This window comes from Paracoccus jiaweipingae (assembly GCF_044335505.1).
Classification (GTDB): Bacteria; Pseudomonadota; Alphaproteobacteria; order Rhodobacterales; family Rhodobacteraceae; genus Paracoccus.
Map to the genome: position 1 here is coordinate 166,259 of NZ_JBISBS010000004.1, position 18,549 is coordinate 184,807.

An 18,549-nucleotide genomic window follows, 5' to 3' on the forward strand; every position below is an offset into this window, starting at 1 on the left:
GGGGTTTTCAAGCCAGCGGCGAAACGGCTTCAAGCGGGGCAGGAAAACCCTGTCGCGGGTGACGCAGCGACAATTACCGTCAATAACCACCACAGGGCGCGCAGGTCCAGCCCCTTTTCGGCCACCCGTTGCCCAACCGTACCCTGTCGGCCCCGGTCGTCCGGGCCGCTGTGCCACCGGGGCTGCTGCCAAAAGGCCCCACCGGGGCGGGGCCTTTGGGGAAAACGGGGATCAGGGTTTGCCAAACCACAGCGGCGCGTGGCGGTTTACGTCCTTATACAGCAGATAGCGGAACCGCCCCGGCCCCCCGGCATAGCAGGCCTGCGGGCAAAAGGCGCGCAGCCACATGAAATCGCCCGGCCCGACCTCGACCCAGTCACGGTTCAGGCGATAGACGGCCTTGCCCTCGATCACGAACAAGCCGTGTTCCATCACATGCGTTTCCGCAAACGGGATGGACCCGCCGGGCTGGAAGGTCACGATGGTGATATGCATGTCGTGGCGCAGATCGGCGGGGTCCATAAAGCGCGTGGTGGCCCAGGCGCCGTCGGTGTCGGGCATCGGCACCGGGGCGATGGCCTGATCGCTGGTGACGATCACGTCCGGCTTGTCCAGCCCCGCAACCGGTTGCCAGATCTTGCGCCACCAGTGGAAGCGGCTGGTCTGGTCGCCATTTTCCACCTGCCATGGCGTGCCTGCGGGAAGATAGGCAAAGCCACCGGCGGTCAGGTCATGCGGCTGGCCGTCGATGATCAGCCGCAGCGCGCCATCGGTGACAAAGATCGCGGATTGGATGGTGGGGTCATCCTCGGGGCGGGGGCTGCCGCCGTTTGGGTCCAGCTCGACGATATATTGGCTGAAGGTTTCGGCAAAGCCGGTCAGCGGGCGGGCAATCACCCACATCCGCATCCCGCGCCAATGCGGCAGAAAGCTGGTCACGATGTCGCGCATCGTGCTGGCGGGCAGCACGGCATAGGCGTCGGTAAAAATCGCGGTGTCGGTGGTAAGGCCGGTTTGCGGCGGCAGGCCCGCGATCGGTCCGGCATAGGCGGTGGGCTGGGTCATGGCAGAACCTCTTGCAGGCGAAGTTGGGCAATGCGGGTCACCTGACGCTCGGCCTCGGCGCGCTCGGTCCGGGTGTCATTGGCCAGCCGGCGTTCCATCGCGGCCATGATGCCCTGTTTGTCGTGGTCGCGCACGGCGATGATAAAGGGAAAGCCGTGTTTGGCGACGTAATCGGCGTTCAGCCGCTGGAATGTCGCGCGTTCGGCGTCGGTCAGCGCGTCCAGACCGGCGCTGGCCTGTTCCGCGGTCGATTCCGCGGTCAGCCGTCTGGCCTGCGCCAGCTTACCCGCAAGGTCAGGATGGGCGTTCAGCACCCCCAGCCTTTCCGCGTCCGAGGCCGCCCGGAACACCCGCGCCATCGCCCCCGACAGACCCGCCGCGCTGTCATGGGCGGCGCCCATTTCGCCATCCCAGACCCGTTCCGCGATAAAGGGCGAATGTTCGTAAATGCCGCCAAACCGCGCGATAAAGGCGTCGCGATCCATCCGCGACGGGCGCTGGGCGGGCTGGAACGGGTGTTCGGCCATCCAGTGCCGGGCAATATCCAGCCTTGTGGCAAACCACACGCCGTCATGGGCGCGGGCGTGGTCCAGAAACCGCTGAATGGCCAGCGCCCGCCCCGGACGCCCGGCAAGGCGGCAATGCAGGCCGATGGACATCATCCTGGGCGCGCCGGCCTGACCCTCGGCATAGAGCATGTCGAAACTGTCGCGCAGATAGCAGAAGAATTCATCCCCGGTGCCAAAGCCCTGACCATTGGCAAAACGCATGTCATTGGCATCCAGCGTGTAAGGCACCATCAGCTGCGGCTTGCCCTGATGTTCGATCCAGAACGGCAGGTCGTCGGCATAGGTGTCAGCCAGATAGGTAAAGCCGCCTTCCGCACATCCCAGCGCCACCGTGTTCATGGATGCGCGGCCCTGATAAAACCCGTGTGGACGTTCCCCGGTGACCTGGCTGTGCAGGCGGACGGCCTGGGCGATATGGTCGGCCTCGACCTCTGGCGGGACGTCTTTATAGTCGATCCATTTCAGGCCATGGGTGGCGATTTCCCAGCCGCTGTCCTGCATCGCCGCGACCTGTTCGGGGCTGCGTGCCAGCGCGGTGGCCACGCCATAGACCGTCACCGGCACATCGCGCAGAATGCGGTGCAGCCGCCAGAACCCGGCGCGCGCGCCATAGTCATAGATGGTTTCCATATTCCAGTGCCGCTGGCCGGGCCATGGGGCGGCGCCGATGATCTCGGACAGGAAGGCCTCGGATGCGGCATCGCCATGTTCGATGCTGTTTTCGCCGCCTTCCTCGTAATTGACGACGATCTGCACGGCGATCCTTGCGCCCCCCGGCCAGCGCGGGTCCGGGGTGGTGGGTCCATATCCTCGCATATCGCGGCTATAGCGCATGGCTGCCTGTCCTTTGCCTGATCACCGGCCCAAGGATGCCGCCCCGCGCGCCCAAGGCAAGGGGGGAATGTGCGAATGCACTGTCAACGGGGGGTTGGTAATCGCAGGTCACGCTTTCAATGCGCACTTGAAACAGCCTGCCTGCCGGCGCGATAGTCGCGCGCAGATAATAACGCCTAAGCTGTCACGATATAACAGTGACGAGGGACATAATGCTGGACAAGATTTTCGGCCTGACGGCCAAGGGAACCACGGTCAGGACCGAGGTGATCGCCGGGATCACCACCTTCCTGACCATGGCTTACATCATTTTCGTGAACCCCGACATCCTGTCGGGCACCGGGATGGACCGGGACGCGGTATTCGTCGCGACCTGTCTGGCGGCGGCGCTGGGGTCGGCCGTCATGGGCATGTGGGCGAACTGGCCCATCGGCATGGCGCCGGGCATGGGGCTGAACGCGTTTTTCGCCTTTACCGTGGTCGGGGCGATGGGGTTCAGCTGGCAACAGGCGCTGGGTGCCGTCTTTATTTCCGGCCTGATCTTTCTGTTCTTGTCGGTCACCGGCATCCGGCGCTGGCTGATCGCCGGTATTCCGCATTCGATGCGCAGCGCGATCGCGGCGGGGATCGGCATGTTCCTTGGCCTGATCGCGCTGAAAAGCGCGGGCATCGTGGTGGCGAACCCGGCCACCTTTATCTCGCTGGGGGATCTGACCCAGCCGGGGCCGCTGTTGGCGGCAGGCGGGTTCTTCCTGATCGTGATGCTGGATGTGCTGAAGGTGCGCGGCGCGATCCTGACCGGCATTCTGGCGGTGACGGTGGTGTCGATCCTGCTGGGGGTCAACGGCTTTGGCGGGGTGATGTCGATGCCGCCCTCGATCCTGCCGACCTTTGGCCAGCTGGACATCATGGGCGCGCTGCATGTCGGGATTTTCCACGTCATTCTGGTGATGGTGCTGGTCGAGATCTTTGACGCCACCGGCACCCTGATCGGCGTGGCCAAGCGCGCGGGCCTGCTGGTCGAGGGGCCTGCCCATACCAACAAAGGCCTCAGCCGGGCGCTGATGGCGGATTCGACGGCCATTCTGGCGGGGTCGGTTCTGGGAACGTCCTCGACCACGGCCTATGTCGAAAGCGCGTCCGGCGTGCAGGCAGGCGGGCGCACCGGGCTGACGGCGCTGACCGTCGCGGTGCTGTTTCTGGCGGCGATGTTCTTTGCCCCGCTGGCCGGGTCGGTGCCGGCCTATGCCACGGCGCCGGCGCTGCTGTTCGTGGCGCTGCTGATGATGCGCGAACTGGTCGATGTCGAATGGGACGACATGACCGAGGCCGTGCCCGCGGGCCTGACCGCGCTGCTGATGCCGTTCACCTATTCCATCGCGAACGGTCTGGCCTTTGGCTTTATCAGCTATGCGCTGGTCAAGCTGCTGACCGGGCGGGTGCGCGATGTTCATCTGGCGACATGGATCGTCGCGGGGCTTTTCATCATCCGCTTTGCCTTCTTCGCGGAATGACCGGGCAGGGGCGGTGCGCGCCGCCCCTTACCGCGCCAGCATCGGCCGGCCGGCGACATAGGTCTGCGCGACAGACCGGTCATCGCCCATGATTTGCAGCACGAACAATTCCTCGGCCAGGGTTTCGGCCCGTTCCATCCGCAGCGCCATCGCCGGGGTGGCGCGGCTGTCCAGCACCACCAGATCGGCATCCGACCCCGCAGCCAGCGTGCCGATCCGGTCGGCCATGCCAAGCGCCAGGGCATTGCCCCGCGTGGCCCAGTGAAACGCCGCCAGCGGGTGCAGCTTTTGCCCGCGCAGTTGCAGCACCTTGTAAGCCTCGTTCAGGGTTTGCAGCATGGAATAGCTGGACCCGCCGCCAATATCGGTCGCCACGCCACTGACAACCCCCGCCGCGCGCAGCCCGTCAGCATCGAACAGCCCCGACCCCAGAAACAGGTTCGAGGTCGGACAGAACACCGCGCGGCTGCCGGTTTCGGCCATGCGCGCCACTTCGCGCGGTTCCAGATGGATGGCGTGCCCCAGTAACAGGCGCGGCCCCAGCAACCCGTGGCTTTCATAAATATCCAGATAATCGCGGGCCTGCGGATACAGCTGAAGCGTATAAGCGATCTCGTCCCGGTTTTCCGACAGATGGGTCTGGATGTGACAATCGGGATGCTCGGCGGCCAAAGCCCCCGCCGCCGCCAGCTGTTCCGGGGTCGAGGTAATCGCAAAACGCGGCGTGATCGCATAGCGCCCGCGCCCGCGCCCATGCCAGCGCGCAATCAGCGCCTTGCTGTCGTCATAACCCTGCTGTGGCGTGTCCAGAACCGCATCGGGGGCATTGCGGTCCATCATCACCTTGCCCGCAATCATTGCCATGTCGCGGGTCCGGGCTGCGGCAAACAGCGCCCCGGCACTGGTCTTGTGGCTGGAACAAAAAGCCACGGCGCTGGTGGTGCCATGGGCCAGCAACAGATCCAGAAACGCCCCGGCCATCCGTTCGGCATGGCTGGCATCGGCAAAGCGTGCCTCTTCGGGGAAAGTATAGGTGTTCAGCCAGTCCAGCAGCTGCGCGCCCCAACTGGCAATTACCTGAACCTGCGGGAAATGCAGATGCGGGTCGATGAATCCGGGCAGGATCAGATGCGGCCGGTGGTCCGTCTCGGCCAGCCCGTCGCGGCGCAGATCGGCATAATCGCCCATCGCGGTGATGCGCCCGCCTTCGGTGATCAGCGCCCCATCCTCAAGATAGGTAAAGCTGTCCGCGACCTGCGCGGGATCGGCGTGGAATGACAGGATGCGGCCTCGGATCAGGTGGGGCATGATGTTTCTTCGTTGTCCAAATACCCTGGGGGGGGCGTCCGTCGGGACGCCGGGGGCAAGGCCCCCATGGCCGCGCCCGCCGCAGGCGACAGGGCTTGCGACAGCACGGCGGCAATTTCTGCGGCGGTAAAGGCGGCGATATATTCCGGGCGCTTGTCAGCGGCGAAACCGGCACCGATGGGGCAGGTCAGAGGCGCCGGGTCCAGCCCTTGTTCACGGGCGAAACGGTCAAAGCGGCGGCGTTTCGTGTCGCTGCCGATCAGCCCGACATAGGCGGCATCGCCCCGGCGCAGGGCCTCGGCCACCAGCAGGAAGTCCAGCGCGTGGTCATGGGTCAGCACGACAAAGGCACTGGCGGGTGGGGCGGCGCGGATCTGGGCCTCGGGCAGGGGGGTCAGGCGGGTGGCGACCGATGGGTGGGCCTGCGCCAGTTCTGCCGCGCGCTGGTCGATCAGCACCACGTCCAGCGGCAACAGAGACAGCGCATGGGCCAGCGCCCGCCCGACATGGCCCGCCCCAAGCACCAGCACCTGCGGGCGCGGGGCGGCGGCGGGCAGGGCGTCGATGCGGGTCAGGTCCAGCACCAGACGGCCACCACAACACTGGCCGATTTCGGGGCCAAGCGGGATGTCCATCACCGCCTGATCCTGCCCTTTGGCCAGCATCTGCCGGGCGCGGTCCACGGCCATATATTCCGCCTGCCCGCCGCCGATGGTGCCGATCAGCCGGTCAGGCGTCACCACCATTTCGGCCCCGGTATCGCGCGGGGTCGACCCCTGCGCCGCGCTGATGCGGATGCGGATCATGCGCGCAGCCTTTCAATGGCCATCAGCACGCGTTCCGGCGTCGCCGGGGCGTCAAGGCGCGGGCATTCGCGGTAATCCGCGACCGAGGCCACGGCCATGCCGATCGCCTCGAACACCGAGATGCCAAGCATGAAGGGCGGCTCGCCCACGGCTTTGGACCGTTTGATCGTGGCTTCCCTGTTGACGGACCAGTCCGCCAGCCGGGTGTGAAAGACCTTGGGCCGGTCCGAGGCCAGCGGGATCTTATAGGTCGATGGCGCATGGGTGCGCAGCCGGCCCTTGTCATCCCACCACAATTCCTCGGTCGTCAGCCAGCCGGTGCCCTGCACAAAGGCGCCCTCGACCTGGCCCTTGTCCAGCGCGGGGTTCAGGCTGCGCCCGACATCATGCAGAATATCGGTGCGTTCGATCACATATTCGCCGGTCAGCGTATCGACCGAGACCTCGGACACCGCCGCGCCATAGGCAAAGTAAAAGAATGGCCGCCCCTGACCCGTTGCCCGGTTCCAGTGGATCTTGGGTGTTTTGTAAAAACCCGCCGCCGACAGATGCACCCGCGCCATGTAGGCGGCGCGGATCAGGTCGTTGAACGGCACCTGCGTATCGCCCGCGACGATAAAGCCGGGGGTAAAGCGGACCTGATCGGCGGGCACGGCATAGGTTTGTGCCGCGAAGGCGATCAGCCGCGCCTTGATCTGGTCGCAGGCATTCAGCGCCGCCATCCCGTTCAGGTCGGTCCCGCTGGAGGCCGCGGTGGCTGATGTGTTGGGCACCTTGTCGGTGCGGGTCGCGGTGATGCGGATGCGCGACAGGTCGGTCTGGAAAGCATCCGCGACGATCTGGGCCAGCTTGGTGTGCAGGCCCTGACCCATCTCGGTTCCGCCATGGTTCAGCATGATCGAGCCATCGGCATAGATATGCACCAGCGCGCCAGCCTGATTGAAATGGGTGGCGGTAAAGCTGATGCCGAATTTGACCGGCGTCAGCGCGATCCCGCGCCGGATGATGCCGCCTTTGGCGTTGTGGTCCAGAACCGCCTGTCTGCGGGCGTGATAATTGCTGGTTTCCTCCAACTCGGCAAAGAGGCGCGGCAGGATCTGGTCTTCAACAGTCTGGTGATAGGGGGTCAGCTGGCCGTTTTCATAGAGGTTGGCCTTGCGGATCGCCAGCGTGTCGCGGCCAAGGGCATAGGCGATTTCCTCGACCATGCGTTCAGCGGCGATCACGCCTTGCGGGCCGCCAAAGCCGCGAAAGGCGGTGTTGCTGACGGTGTTGGTTTTAAACGGGTGACTGCGCAGTTCGACCGCCGGATAGTAATAGGCATTGTCGGCATGAAACAGCGCCCGGTCGGTGACCGGCCCGGACAGGTCGGCGCACCAGCCACAGCGGGCGGACCAGTCGCCGCTGACGGCGTGAATGCGGCCCTGATCGTCAAAGCCGATATCGTAATCGACCACGAAATCGTGGCGTTTACCGGTGGCGGTCATGTCGTCGTCGCGGTCCGGGCGGATCTTGACCGCGCGGCCCATCCGGCGTGCGGCGATGGCCGCGACGGTGCAGAACAGGTTCATCTGGGTTTCCTTGCCGCCAAAACCGCCCCCCATGCGGCGTACCTGCACGGTGATGGCGTTTGACGGCAGCCCCAGGGCATGGGCGACGATGTGCTGAACCTCGGTCGGGTGCTGGGCCGAGGTCAGGATGGTCAGCCCGTCGTCATCCTCGGGGATGGCCATGGCGATCTGGCCTTCCAGATAAAAGTGATCCTGCCCGCCGATTTCCATCCGGCCCCGGATGCGGTGCGGCGCGCTGGCCAGTGCGGCGGCGGCATCGCCCCGGCCCAGCGTCATCGGCGGCGACACATAGGGATAGCCCGCCGCCCGTGCCGCATCAGGCGTCAGCGCATGGGGCAGGGGGGCATAGTCGACCACCGCCAGCACCGCCGCGCGCCGGGCCTGATCGCGGGTTTCCGCGATGACGGCAAAGATCGGCTGGCCCCAGAAATGGACGGTTCCGTCGGCAAGGATCGGTTCATCCTGTTGCCCGCCGGCCGAGATGTCGTTGACCCCCGGCAGGTCGTCGGCGGTCAGCACATCGACCACGCCGGGGGCGCGGCGCACCGCGTCCAGGTCCAGCCGGGTGATGGTGCCATGGGCGCATTGCGATAGGCCGAAGCAGCCATGCAGGGTGCCTGCCTGTTCGGTGATGTCATCGGTGTAATCGGCGCGTCCGGTGACGTGCAGATGGGCGGAATCGTGGCGGGTGTTGCTGTGAACCATGCCGTCGCGGGGGGTGTGACCGGTCATCTTATGCCTCGATCCTGCGGGTCAGGGTTTGCGGGGTGTCGCATTGGTCCAGCCAGAAGCGGCGCAGCAGGTTCGCGGCGACAAGGCGGCGGTATCCGGCGCTGGCCCGCCAGTCGGACAGGGGCTGGAAATCGGCCTGAATGGCCTGTGCGGCGGCCTCGAAACCGGCAGGGCCGAAGGGCTGGCCGATCAGGGCCTGTTCGGCCAGTGTGGCGCGTTTGGGCGTTGCGGCCATGCCGCCGCAGGCGATGCGGGCATCCGTGATCTGGCCGTCCTGCACCCGCAGCCAGACCGACATGGCCACGGCGGTAATGTCGGAATCGCGGCGTTTGCTGACCTTGTAGGCCGCGATGCGTGCATCCGGCGCGGGCAGGGGGATGGTGAGGGATTCGACGAATTCGTCCGGCGCCCGGTCCTGTTTGCCGTAGTCGATGAAATAATCCTGCACCGGCAGGCTGCGCCGGTCCTGCCCCTGCCGCAGCGTCAGCGTGGCCCCAAGCGCGATCAGCAGCGGCGGCGTTTCCCCGATGGGCGAGCCATTGGCGACATTGCCGCCGATCGTGCCGGCATTGCGCACCTGCCAGCCGCCGATACGCCGCCAATAGGGCAGGATTTGCGGGAAATGCCGCGCGATCAGCGGTTCGGCCTGTGAATAGGTGACGCCCGCGCCGATATGCAGGTCGGTTTCGGTGACGCGGATATCCTGCATCAGGTGGCCGATAAAGATTGCCGGGCTGATCGGGCGCAAATGCTTGGTGACCCACAGCCCGACATCCGTCGCGCCGGCAATGATGGTCGCATCGGGGTTATCCAGCAGGGCCCTGGCGAAGGCATCGGTATTGGCAGGCACGATCGCGCGCTGGTCGTCGCGGCTGGTCTGGGCGCCGGGTTTGATGGCGGACAGTTGGGCGGTGACGTGGTCACGTTCCGCTGCCAGCGCGTCCATCGCCTGCCCGCCCGCCTTGCTGGCCGTCAGCGCGGCGCGGATAATGGGTTCATAGCCGGTGCAGCGGCACAGGTTGCCTTGCAGGGCGGTTTCGATATCGGTCACATCCGGGTCGGGGTTTTGCATCCACAGCGCATAAAGCGACATCACGATGCCGGGCGTGCAAAAGCCGCATTGGCTGGCGTGGTGGTCGACCATCGCCTGTTGCACCGGGTGCAGCCCGCCTTCGGGGCCGCGCAGATGCTCGATGGTGACGACGTGGCAGCCATGCAGGCTGGGCAACAGCCGGATACAGGCGTTGACGGGCTGGTAATGCAGGCTGCCATCGCGCAACTGGCCAACCAGCACCGTGCAGGCGCCGCAATCGCCCTCGGCGCAGCCTTCCTTGGTGCCGGTCAGGCGACGGTTCAGGCGCAGCCAGTCCAGCAGCGTATCGGAGGGGCCGGCGGCGGACAGGCTGACCGGGTGGTCGTTAAGCAGGAAATGAAGGTCCGACATGCCAACCTCGCGCGTTGCTGGGATCTGGACAGGGTAAGGGGCAAAATGCGATTGCGAAACGGGGATTGGTCTAGAAGACTTTACATGATCTTTTGAAAAAAGGGGGGATGATTGCCCTATCTGGAAAGTTTGCGGGTCTTCGTGCGCACGGTCGAGCTGGGCTCGATCACATCGGGGGGGCGGGATCTGCGGATGTCGCCTGCGGTGGCCTCGAACCGGATCAAAGAGCTGGAGACGCGATTCGGCGTGCGGTTGCTGAACCGCACCACGCGCAAGCTGGTCCCGACCGAGATTGGCCGTGCATTTTACGACCATGCCCGCCGCGTTCTGGAAACGCTGGACGAGGCCGAGGCAGTGGTGTCGGGCTTTTCAGGAATGCCGCAGGGCACCTTGCGGGTCACGGCGCCGCTGGGTCTGGGGCGGCGGCTGATTGCGCCGCTGGTGCCGCAGTTCTGTGCCGATTATCCGGGGGTCGAGGTGCGGTTGCGGCTGTCGGATCGCAAGGTCGATATTGTCGAGGACGGCATCGACCTTGCGTTTTTCTTGGGCGAACTGACGGATTCGGCGCTGAAATGGCGCAAGATTGCCGATTGTCGCCGGGTTCTGGTGGCGGCACCGTCCTATCTGGCGGCGAAGGGGGTGCCGGTGCGGCCGCAGGACCTTGCGGCGCATAACTGCCTGTTGTTGCGATACCCGCGCAGCCCGGAATATTTCTGGGTTTTGCAGACGGCCGAAGGACCGGAAAAGCTGATGCTGTCGGGGCGGTTCGATGCCGATGACGGCGATGTGCTGACCGAATGGGCACTGGCCGGGGCCGGGATCGCCAATCGCCCGCATTACGAGGTGGCGCAGGCGCTGGCCGACGGTCGGCTGGTCGAGGTGCTGCCGGATGCGCCGCCGGTTGGGGCGGAATTCGGGGTGCTGACCCTGCACCGGCGGCTTCAGGACCCCAAGCTGCGGCTGTTCGTGGATTTCGTCGCGGCGCGCAGTGCGGCGGCAATGGCGGGTCAGCCGTTCCGCGATTGTTCCACGTGAAACATCCTACAGCCCCGCGATCTGATGGCCGGTCGCGGCGCGATACCAATCCGCGATCTGCTGGCGTTCCCCCGGTTCGATGCCGGAGATATTGGCTGGCGGCATGGCATTGGTGATGCCGGCATTCAGATAAATTTCGCGCGCGGCGCGGGCGATCTGGGCCGGGGTTTCCAGCGCGATGCCTTTCGGGGCGTGGGTGATGCCATCCCAGCCCGGTTCGGCGGCATGGCACATCGAACAGCGCGACAGCACGATCATTTCCACGTCTTCGAACCCCGCAGCGCCGGCAAAACGCTGTTCGCTGCGGGTCAGGGCGATGTCGTCATCTTCGCTGACCTCGACCGGCGGGACCGAGGACAGCGCGACAATGGCGGCAAACAGCGCGGCGGTGACGCCCCATGTCCACCACGGCCAGGCCTTGCGGGCATGTTTGGTGTTAAAGAAGTGCCGGATGCTGACCCCCATCAGGAAGACCAGCGCCGCGATCAGCCAGTTATAGCGGCTGGCGAAAGCCAGCGGATAGTGGTTCGACAGCATCAGAAACACCACTGGCAGCGTCAGATAGTTGTTATGCGTGCTGCGCAGCTTGGCGATGCGGCCATATTCCGGGTCCGGCGCCCGCCCTGCCTTGAGGTCCGCGACAACGATGCGTTGATTGGGCATGATGACCAGAAACACATTGGCCGTCATGATGGTGGCGGTAAACGCCCCCAGATGCAGCAGCGCCGCGCGCCCGGTGAACACCTGCGTGTAACCCCAGCCCATCGCCACCAGTGCCACGAACAGCAACAGCATCAGCGCCGTGGGGTTGTGGCCAAGGCGGCTTTTGCACAGCGTGTCATAGACCAGCCAGCCAATCGCCAGCGACCCGGCGGAAATGGCGATGGCCTGCCATGTCTGCACATCCATTCTGGCGGGGTCGATCAGGAACAGCTCTGCCCCGGCCCAATAGGTCACGGCCAGCAGCGCCGCCCCTGACAGCCAGGTGGAATAGCTTTCCCATTTGAACCATGTCAGATGTTCCGGCATCTGCTGGGGCGCGACGAGGTATTTGTTGATGTGATAGAACCCGCCGCCATGGACCTGCCATTCCTCGCCATAGGCGCCTTTGGGCAGATGCGGGGCCTTTTGCAGCCCCAGATCCAGCGCGATGAAATAGAATGACGACCCGATCCACGCGATCGCCGTCACCACATGGGTCCAGCGCACCGCAAAGGCCAGCCATTCCCACAAGATTGCACTGTCCAGCATCATCCCCCCTTAACTGCCGCGATAGGTCGAATAACCGTAGGGAGAGATCAGCAAAGGCACATGATAATGGTCATCCTGCGCCATGCCAAAACGGATCGGCACCACATTCAGAAAGCGCGGGCTTTCCCCGGCTTGCCCGGTCTGCGTCAGCCAGTCACCGACATGGAACACCAGCTCATATTCGCCGGTGGCAAAACTGTCCTGCGGCAGGATCGGGCCATCGGTGCGGCCATCGGCATTGGTGACGGCCTGCGCAATCGCCTGCCGCTGGTCGCCGTCCAGACGGAACAGGTCAATCCGCAGCCCCTGCGCGGGCTGGCCGCGGGCGGTGTCCAGAACATGGGTGGTCAGATATCCGGTCATCTCACTCTCCTTTGTGGGGGGATGATAACGGATCGCGCCGCGCGCGACAGCATGTCACGCCAGAACCAGTTTCAACGGGCGGATGAAAATACCATCTTGCCGGGAATGCATGAACATCATGCAGAATATGCAGGATCGGTAAGCCATGCTGACGGTTTACCTTGTGCGGGGCAGCCAGTATGTCAGCGCCAACAAGGACCGGAAACGCATATGACCACCCAGACACCGCCCCCGCAACAGGGGGCTGCGATCACATTTCGCGATATCGGCAAAAGCTGGCCACGCAAGGGCGGGGGCGCGGTGACGGCGCTGCGCGACGTATCGCTTGATGTGCCGGCGGGCACAATTACCGGCATTATTGGCCGGTCAGGGGCGGGGAAATCGACGCTGCTGCGGATGGCGAACGGGCTGGAACGGCCAAGCACCGGGCAGGTCATTGTCGGCGGGCGCGACGTCGGTGCCGCCCGCGGCGCCGAACTGCGCCAGATCCGGCGCGATATCGGCATGATTTTCCAGCATTTCAACCTGCTGTCCAGCCGCACCGCGCGCGATAATATCGCGCTGCCGCTGGAAATCGCCGGCCAGTCGCGGGCGGATATCGGGCCAAGGGTCGACCGCCTGCTGGAACTGGTGGGCCTGTCGGGGCAGGCCGGGCAATACCCGTCGCAACTGTCGGGCGGGCAGAAACAGCGCGTCGGCATTGCCCGCGCCTTGGCGACCAGCCCGCAACTGCTGTTGTCGGACGAGGCGACCAGCGCGCTGGACCCGGAAACCACCCGGTCGGTGCTGGCGCTGCTGCGCGATATTAACCGTGAACTGGGGCTGACCATCCTGCTGATCACCCACGAAATGGCCGTCGTGCGCGAGATCTGCACCCATGTCGCGGTGATCGAGGGCGGGCAAATCGTGGAATCGGGCGAAACCTATCAGGTCTTTGCCCGGCCCCGGCACGCTGTCACGCAATCCTTCCTGTCGGGCGTCACCGGCGTGACCCTGCCGCGCTTTATCGCCGGGCGGATGCGGCCTGACCCGCAGGGTGCGGGGCAGGCGGTGGTGCAGGTGACCTTTACCGGAACCCATGCCACCGACCCGATGCTGGCGCGGCTGACCTCGGAACTGGGGATCGACGTCAATATTCTGGCCGGCGCGATCGAGGAAATCGGTGACAACCCCTTCGGCAACCTGCTGGTGTCGCTGGAACTGGGTCGGGCCGATCAGGCCTGCGCCTATCTGGAACGCCATGGGCTGATGACAAAGGTGCTGGGCTATGTCGGCTAATCTGATCAACCTGCTGTATGTCTCGACGCTGCAAACGCTGTATATGGTGGCTGTTTCCACGCTGCTGGGGACGCTGATCGGCGGGCCGCTGGGGGTGTTTCTGGCCACGTCCCGGCGCGGCGAGCTGTTATCCGCCCCGGCGGTCAACAGCGTTCTGGGTCTGGTGGTGAATGCGACGCGGTCGGTGCCGTTCATCATTCTGGTGGTGGCGATCATTCCGCTGACGCGGCTGATCGCGGGCACCTCGATCGGGACCACGGCGGCAATTGTGCCGCTGACCATTGCCGCGGCGCCCTTCATCGCGCGTCTGGTCGAAACCTCGATCCGCGAGGTCGACAGCGGCCTGATCGAGGCCGCCCGCGCCATGGGGGCAACGCCGTGGCAGATCATCCGCAAAGTGCTGTTGCCCGAGGCCCGCCCCGGCATCGCGCTGGGGCTGACGCTGGCCGTGGTCAGCCTGATCGGCTATTCCGCGATGGTCGGTGCGGTCGGCGGCAAGGGCTTGGGCGACCTTGGAATCCGTTATGGTTATCAACGCTTTATGCCCGAGGTCATGCTGGCCGTTGTGGTCATCCTGATCGTCATGGTGCAACTGGTGCAATCGGCTGGCGAATGGATCGCCGCCCGGTTCGACAAGCGCGCCCCGAAAAACCGGGGCCATTAACCCGCAAGGAAAGGACAAGCCATGTTCCGCAAACTGACACTGACCACCGCCCTGCTGACCGCGATGGCCGGCATGGCTGTGGCCGAGGATATCAAGGTCGGCGTGACCCCCGGCGAACATGCCGAGATCATGGAAGAGGTCGCCAAACTGGCCGAACCCAAGGGCCTGAATATCGAGGTGATCGAGTTTTCCGACTATGTCATCCCCAATCAGGCGCTGGCCGATGGCGATCTGCAAGCCAACAGCTTTCAGCATCAGCCCTATCTGGATAACCAGATCAAGGACCGCGGCTTTGACCTGGTGACGGTGGCCAAGACCATCACCACGCCGATGGGGGTCTATTCCGAAAAGCTGAAAGATATCAGCGAACTGCCCGAGGGCGGCAAGGTTGCGATCCCGAATGATCCGACCAATGGCGGGCGGGCGCTGCTGTTGTTGCAGGATCTGGGTGTGATCAAGGTCGATGCTGACAAGGGGCTGATCCCCAGCCCGCTGGACATTACCGAAAACCCCAAAAACCTCAGCTTCGATGAACTGGACGCGGCGCAGCTGCCGCGCGCGCTGTCGGATGCGGATGCGGCCATTATCAACACCAATTTCGCGCTGGCGGCGGGGATCAGCCCGCGCAATGACTCGATCGCGATGGAAAAGGCCGACAGCCCTTATGCCAATGTGATCGCGGTGCGCAATGGCGATCAGGATCAGCCCTGGGTCAAGGATCTGGTCGAGGTCTATCACTCGGACGCGATCAAGTCCTTTATCAACGACAAATACGAAGGTGCCGTGATCACCGCGTGGTAATCAGACGCTGATATTCGTCAGGGGCGCGGGTTTATCCTGCGCCCTTTTTCGTGGTTGGACAGGCCCGCGCCGGGGGTCTATCCTTGCCCGCGACAGGCCGGCCCCGCGCCGCCCATCTTTCGCAGGAGGTCAGCATGAGAACCCGCGCAGCCGTCGCCCTTGAGGCCGGAAAGCCGCTTGAGGTCATGGAGGTCAACCTTGAAGGCCCCAAAGCCGGCGAGGTTCTGGTCGAGATCAAGGCCACCGGCATTTGCCACACTGATGAATTCACCCTGTCAGGGGCCGACCCCGAGGGGATTTTTCCCGCCATTCTGGGCCATGAAGGCGCGGGCGTGGTGGTCGAGGTCGGCGCAGGCGTCACCAGCGTCAGGCCGGGCGACCATGTGATTCCGCTGTATACCCCTGAATGCCGGCAATGCGCATCCTGCCTGTCGGGCAAAACCAACCTGTGCACCGCGATCCGCGCGACGCAGGGGCAGGGCCTGATGCCGGACGGCACCACCCGGTTTTCAATGCTGGATGGCACGCCGATCCATCATTACATGGGCTGTTCGACCTTTGCCAATCACACGGTCCTGCCGGAAATCGCGCTGGCCAGGGTGCGGCCCGACGCGCCGTTCGACAAGATCTGCTATATCGGCTGCGGCGTGACCACGGGCATCGGCGCGGTGATCTATACCGCCAAGGTCGAGATCGGCGCCAAGGCCGTGGTCTTTGGGCTTGGCGGGATCGGCCTGAACGTCATTCAGGGGCTGCGGCTGGCCGGTGCCGATATGATCATCGGCGTGGACCTGAACCCCGCCAAAAAGGAGATGGCCGAACGGTTCGGCATGACCCATTACATCAACCCCGCCGATTGCGACGATGTGGTGGCCGAGATCATCAACCTGACCAAAACCCCGTTCGACCAGATCGGCGGCGCGGATTACAGCTTTGACGCCACCGGCAATGTCAGGGTGATGCGGCAGGCGCTGGAATGCACCCATCGCGGCTGGGGTCAGTCGATCATCATCGGCGTGGCGCCCGCCGGGGCGGAAATCAGCACCCGCCCGTTCCAGCTGGTGACCGGCCGGGTCTGGAAAGGCACCGCTTTCGGTGGCGCGCGCGGGCGCACCGATGTGCCGAAAATCGTGGACTGGTATATGGATGGCAAGATCCAGATCGACCCGATGATCACCCACACCCTGTCGCTGGACGACATCAACACGGGCTTTGACCTGATGCATAAGGGCGAATCCATCCGCTCGGTCGTTCTTTACTGATCCTTAACCGCTGCTTAGGTAAACAACCGGCGGGGCCGCGCGCGCCCCGCCGTGACATCAACAAGGAGAGCAGGCCATGCGCCATCACTGGCTGGACGACGAAGACGAGGATGACGACCGCCGCGATGCGGACAAGGATGGCGGCCTTGGCCTGCCCGAGGGCGACAAGATCGGCAAGCTCTATTTCAAATCGCGCACGGTGATTGTCGCCGGCCCGATCAATGACAAGCTGGCGCAGCGCACCGTCGCGCATCTGCTGGCTTTGGCCGAGGACAGCGACAAGCCGATCAACATGCTGATTTCCAGCCCCGGCGGGCATGTGGAATCGGGTGATATGATCCATGACGTGATCAAATTCATCCGCCCGACGGTGCGCACCATCGGCTCGGGCTGGGTGGCCAGCGCCGGGGCGCTGATCTTTGTCGGTGCCGAACGCGAAAACCGTTTCTGCCTGCCCAACACGCGCTTTCTGATCCACCAGCCCTCGGGCGGGATCGGCGGCACCTCGTCGGACATGATGATTCAGGCTGAACAGGTGCGCCTGATGCGCGCGCGCCTGAACCAGATCTTTGCCGATGCCACCGGCCAGACCGTCGAACGGATCGAGGCCGACACCCAGCGCGATTTCTGGCTGAACACGCAAGAGGCGCTGGATTACGGCCTTCTGGGCAAGGTGATCCGCAGCGTGGATGACCTGAAATGACAGGCGGCGGGGTGATCATCCGCCCCGCCGGACCCGCCGATCACGATGCCATCTGGTCGGTGCTTGAACCCGTCTATCGCGCGGGCCAGACCTATTGCATCGCCCGCGACATCAGCCGCGATGACGCGCTGGCCGACTGGTTCGCCGCCCCCTTCACCGTATTTGTGGCGCAACAGGGCGGCCAGGTTATCGGCACCAGCCATGTTGGCGCCAACCGGCCCGGCGGTGGTGACCATGTCGCCAATGCCAGTTTCGCCACCGCCCCCGCCGCCCGCGGTCAGGGGGTGGCGGCGGCGCTGGTCGACCACGCCAGGGCATGGGCCGCGGCGCAGGGCTTTCGGGCCATGCAATTCAATTTTGTCGTCTCGACCAATACCGGCGCGATCCGCCTGTGGCAGCGCGCGGGCTTTCGCATTGTCGGGCGCCTGCCAGCGGCGTTCCGGCACCCGGTTCAGGGCGATGTGGATGCGCTGGTCATGTTCACCGAACTGGGGATGTCGCAATGACAACAGCTTTCGAAACCCTGTCTGAAAATCGCTGCTTTGGCGGCACACAGGGCGTTTACCGCCACCGTTCGCAGGCAACGCACACGGATATGACCTTTGGCCTTTACCTGCCGCCACAGGCGGAACACGGGCGGGTGCCGGTGCTGTGGTATCTGTCGGGCCTGACCTGCACCCATGAAAACGCCATGACCAAGGCGGGGGCACAGGCATGGGCGGCGCAGGCGGGTCTGGCGCTGATTTTCCCCGATACCAGCCCACGCGGTGAGGGTGTTGCCGATGACGAGGCTTATGATCTGGGGCAGGGCGCGGGCTTTTATGTCGATGCGACGCAGGCCCCGTGGGCGCCGCATTTCCGCATGTGGCATTATGTGACCCATGACCTGCCGGCGCTGGTGTTCGACCATTTTCCGCTGGACCGGGACCGGCAGGGCATTACCGGCCATTCAATGGGCGGCCATGGTGCGCTGACCATCGCCATGTCCCTGCCGCATGTTTACCGATCCGTTTCCGCCTTTGCCCCGATCGCGAACCCGTCGCAATCGGACTGGGGGCGCAAACAGCTGACCGCGTATCTGGGCGCGGATCAGGCCGGCTGGGGGGCACATGACGCCACGGTCCTGATGCAGGAACGCGGCTTTCCCGGTGCCGTTCTGGTCGATCAGGGCAGCCATGACCAGTTTCTGGACCTGCTGCGCCCCGAGGCGCTGGCCCATGCGATGACCGCCCGGCGCCAGCCCGGTCAATTCAGGATGCAGCCGGGATATGACCACAGCTATTTCTTTGTCAGCAGCTTTATGGCGGATCACATCCGCTTTCACGCCGAACAGCTGGCCTGAAACGGCG

17 protein-coding genes are annotated in these 18,549 nt (G+C 64.6%); 9 read left to right on the forward strand and 8 right to left on the reverse strand.

Annotation, left to right across the window (positions count from 1 at the left end; genetic code table 11):
* Nucleotides 1–231: 231 nt before the first annotated feature.
* Nucleotides 232–1,065, reverse strand: coding sequence for a bifunctional allantoicase/(S)-ureidoglycine aminohydrolase (locus tag ACFXP9_RS09270; protein ID WP_397210172.1), 834 nt, complete (start codon nt 1,063–1,065; stop codon nt 232–234).
* Nucleotides 1,062–2,468 carry an allantoinase PuuE gene (puuE, locus tag ACFXP9_RS09275; protein WP_397208569.1) on the reverse strand — a complete coding sequence of 469 codons (1,407 nt, stop codon included), beginning with the start codon at nt 2,466–2,468 and terminating at the stop codon, nt 1,062–1,064. The genes ACFXP9_RS09270 and puuE overlap by 4 nt, the downstream gene beginning before the upstream one ends.
* Nucleotides 2,469–2,680: 212 nt before the next feature.
* Between puuE and ACFXP9_RS09280 the strand changes: the two genes are divergently transcribed.
* Complete coding sequence (locus ACFXP9_RS09280) at nt 2,681–3,982, forward strand: NCS2 family permease (RefSeq protein WP_397208568.1); 1,302 nt, start codon at nt 2,681–2,683, stop codon at nt 3,980–3,982.
* Nucleotides 3,983–4,009: 27 nt separating this feature from the next.
* Here ACFXP9_RS09280 and guaD read toward each other — a convergent pair whose 3' ends face one another.
* Genes guaD through xdhA form a run of 4 tightly spaced genes read right to left on the reverse strand, consistent with a single transcriptional unit; the run spans nt 4,010 to nt 9,843 of the window.
* Entirely contained in the window at nt 4,010–5,290 is a 1,281-nt protein-coding gene (gene guaD, locus ACFXP9_RS09285) for a guanine deaminase (protein WP_397208567.1), read from the reverse strand.
* Nucleotides 5,278–6,096: a xanthine dehydrogenase accessory protein XdhC gene (gene xdhC, locus ACFXP9_RS09290; RefSeq protein WP_397208566.1), complete on the reverse strand. Its 819-nt coding sequence runs from the start codon at nt 6,094–6,096 to the stop codon at nt 5,278–5,280. The genes guaD and xdhC overlap by 13 nt, the downstream gene beginning before the upstream one ends.
* Nucleotides 6,093–8,399, reverse strand: a complete 2,307-nt coding sequence (gene xdhB, locus ACFXP9_RS09295) for a xanthine dehydrogenase molybdopterin binding subunit (RefSeq protein ID WP_397208565.1) — start codon at nt 8,397–8,399, stop codon at nt 6,093–6,095. The genes xdhC and xdhB overlap by 4 nt, the downstream gene beginning before the upstream one ends.
* Before the next feature lies 1 nt (nt 8,400).
* On the reverse strand, nt 8,401–9,843 hold the full coding sequence (xdhA, locus tag ACFXP9_RS09300) for a xanthine dehydrogenase small subunit (protein ID WP_397208564.1): 1,443 nt from the start codon (nt 9,841–9,843) through the stop codon (nt 8,401–8,403).
* Nucleotides 9,844–9,954: 111 nt separating this feature from the next.
* Here xdhA and ACFXP9_RS09305 point away from each other — a divergent pair, with 111 nt between their 5' ends.
* Nucleotides 9,955–10,878: a LysR family transcriptional regulator gene (locus ACFXP9_RS09305; RefSeq protein WP_397208563.1), complete on the forward strand. Its 924-nt coding sequence runs from the start codon at nt 9,955–9,957 to the stop codon at nt 10,876–10,878.
* 6 nt (nt 10,879–10,884) lie between these two features.
* On the opposite strand, the gene ACFXP9_RS09310 is transcribed toward ACFXP9_RS09305, so the two are convergent.
* Together ACFXP9_RS09310 and uraH are read right to left on the reverse strand one after the other, a co-directional pair.
* A complete protein-coding gene (locus tag ACFXP9_RS09310; protein ID WP_397208562.1) occupies nt 10,885–12,129 on the reverse strand; it encodes a urate hydroxylase PuuD in 1,245 nt (414 codons plus the stop codon).
* Between the two features lie 9 nt (nt 12,130–12,138).
* Complete coding sequence (gene uraH / locus ACFXP9_RS09315) at nt 12,139–12,492, reverse strand: hydroxyisourate hydrolase (RefSeq protein ID WP_397208561.1); 354 nt, start codon at nt 12,490–12,492, stop codon at nt 12,139–12,141.
* Nucleotides 12,493–12,702: 210 nt separating this feature from the next.
* Between uraH and ACFXP9_RS09320 the strand changes: the two genes are divergently transcribed.
* From ACFXP9_RS09320 to fghA, 7 genes are all read left to right on the forward strand, one after another.
* Nucleotides 12,703–13,770: a methionine ABC transporter ATP-binding protein gene (locus ACFXP9_RS09320; protein WP_397208560.1), complete on the forward strand. Its 1,068-nt coding sequence runs from the start codon at nt 12,703–12,705 to the stop codon at nt 13,768–13,770.
* A complete protein-coding gene (locus ACFXP9_RS09325; RefSeq protein ID WP_397208559.1) occupies nt 13,760–14,434 on the forward strand; it encodes a methionine ABC transporter permease in 675 nt (224 codons plus the stop codon). The genes ACFXP9_RS09320 and ACFXP9_RS09325 overlap by 11 nt, the downstream gene beginning before the upstream one ends.
* A gap of 21 nt (nt 14,435–14,455) precedes the next feature.
* On the forward strand, nt 14,456–15,235 hold the full coding sequence (locus ACFXP9_RS09330; RefSeq protein ID WP_397208558.1) for a MetQ/NlpA family ABC transporter substrate-binding protein: 780 nt from the start codon (nt 14,456–14,458) through the stop codon (nt 15,233–15,235).
* Between the two features lie 134 nt (nt 15,236–15,369).
* The gene (locus ACFXP9_RS09335) at nt 15,370–16,497 is read left to right on the forward strand and encodes an S-(hydroxymethyl)glutathione dehydrogenase/class III alcohol dehydrogenase (protein WP_397208557.1); all 1,128 of its coding nucleotides are present in this window, start codon (nt 15,370–15,372) and stop codon (nt 16,495–16,497) included.
* A 76-nt stretch (nt 16,498–16,573) separates the two neighbouring features.
* Nucleotides 16,574–17,200: an ATP-dependent Clp protease proteolytic subunit gene (locus tag ACFXP9_RS09340; protein ID WP_397208555.1), complete on the forward strand. Its 627-nt coding sequence runs from the start codon at nt 16,574–16,576 to the stop codon at nt 17,198–17,200.
* Nucleotides 17,197–17,706, forward strand: coding sequence for a GNAT family N-acetyltransferase (locus ACFXP9_RS09345; RefSeq protein WP_397208554.1), 510 nt, complete (start codon nt 17,197–17,199; stop codon nt 17,704–17,706). The genes ACFXP9_RS09340 and ACFXP9_RS09345 overlap by 4 nt, the downstream gene beginning before the upstream one ends.
* On the forward strand, nt 17,703–18,542 hold the full coding sequence (gene fghA / locus ACFXP9_RS09350; RefSeq protein WP_397208553.1) for an S-formylglutathione hydrolase: 840 nt from the start codon (nt 17,703–17,705) through the stop codon (nt 18,540–18,542). Before ACFXP9_RS09345 ends, fghA begins: the two co-directional genes overlap by 4 nt.
* Nucleotides 18,543–18,549 lie beyond the last annotated feature (7 nt).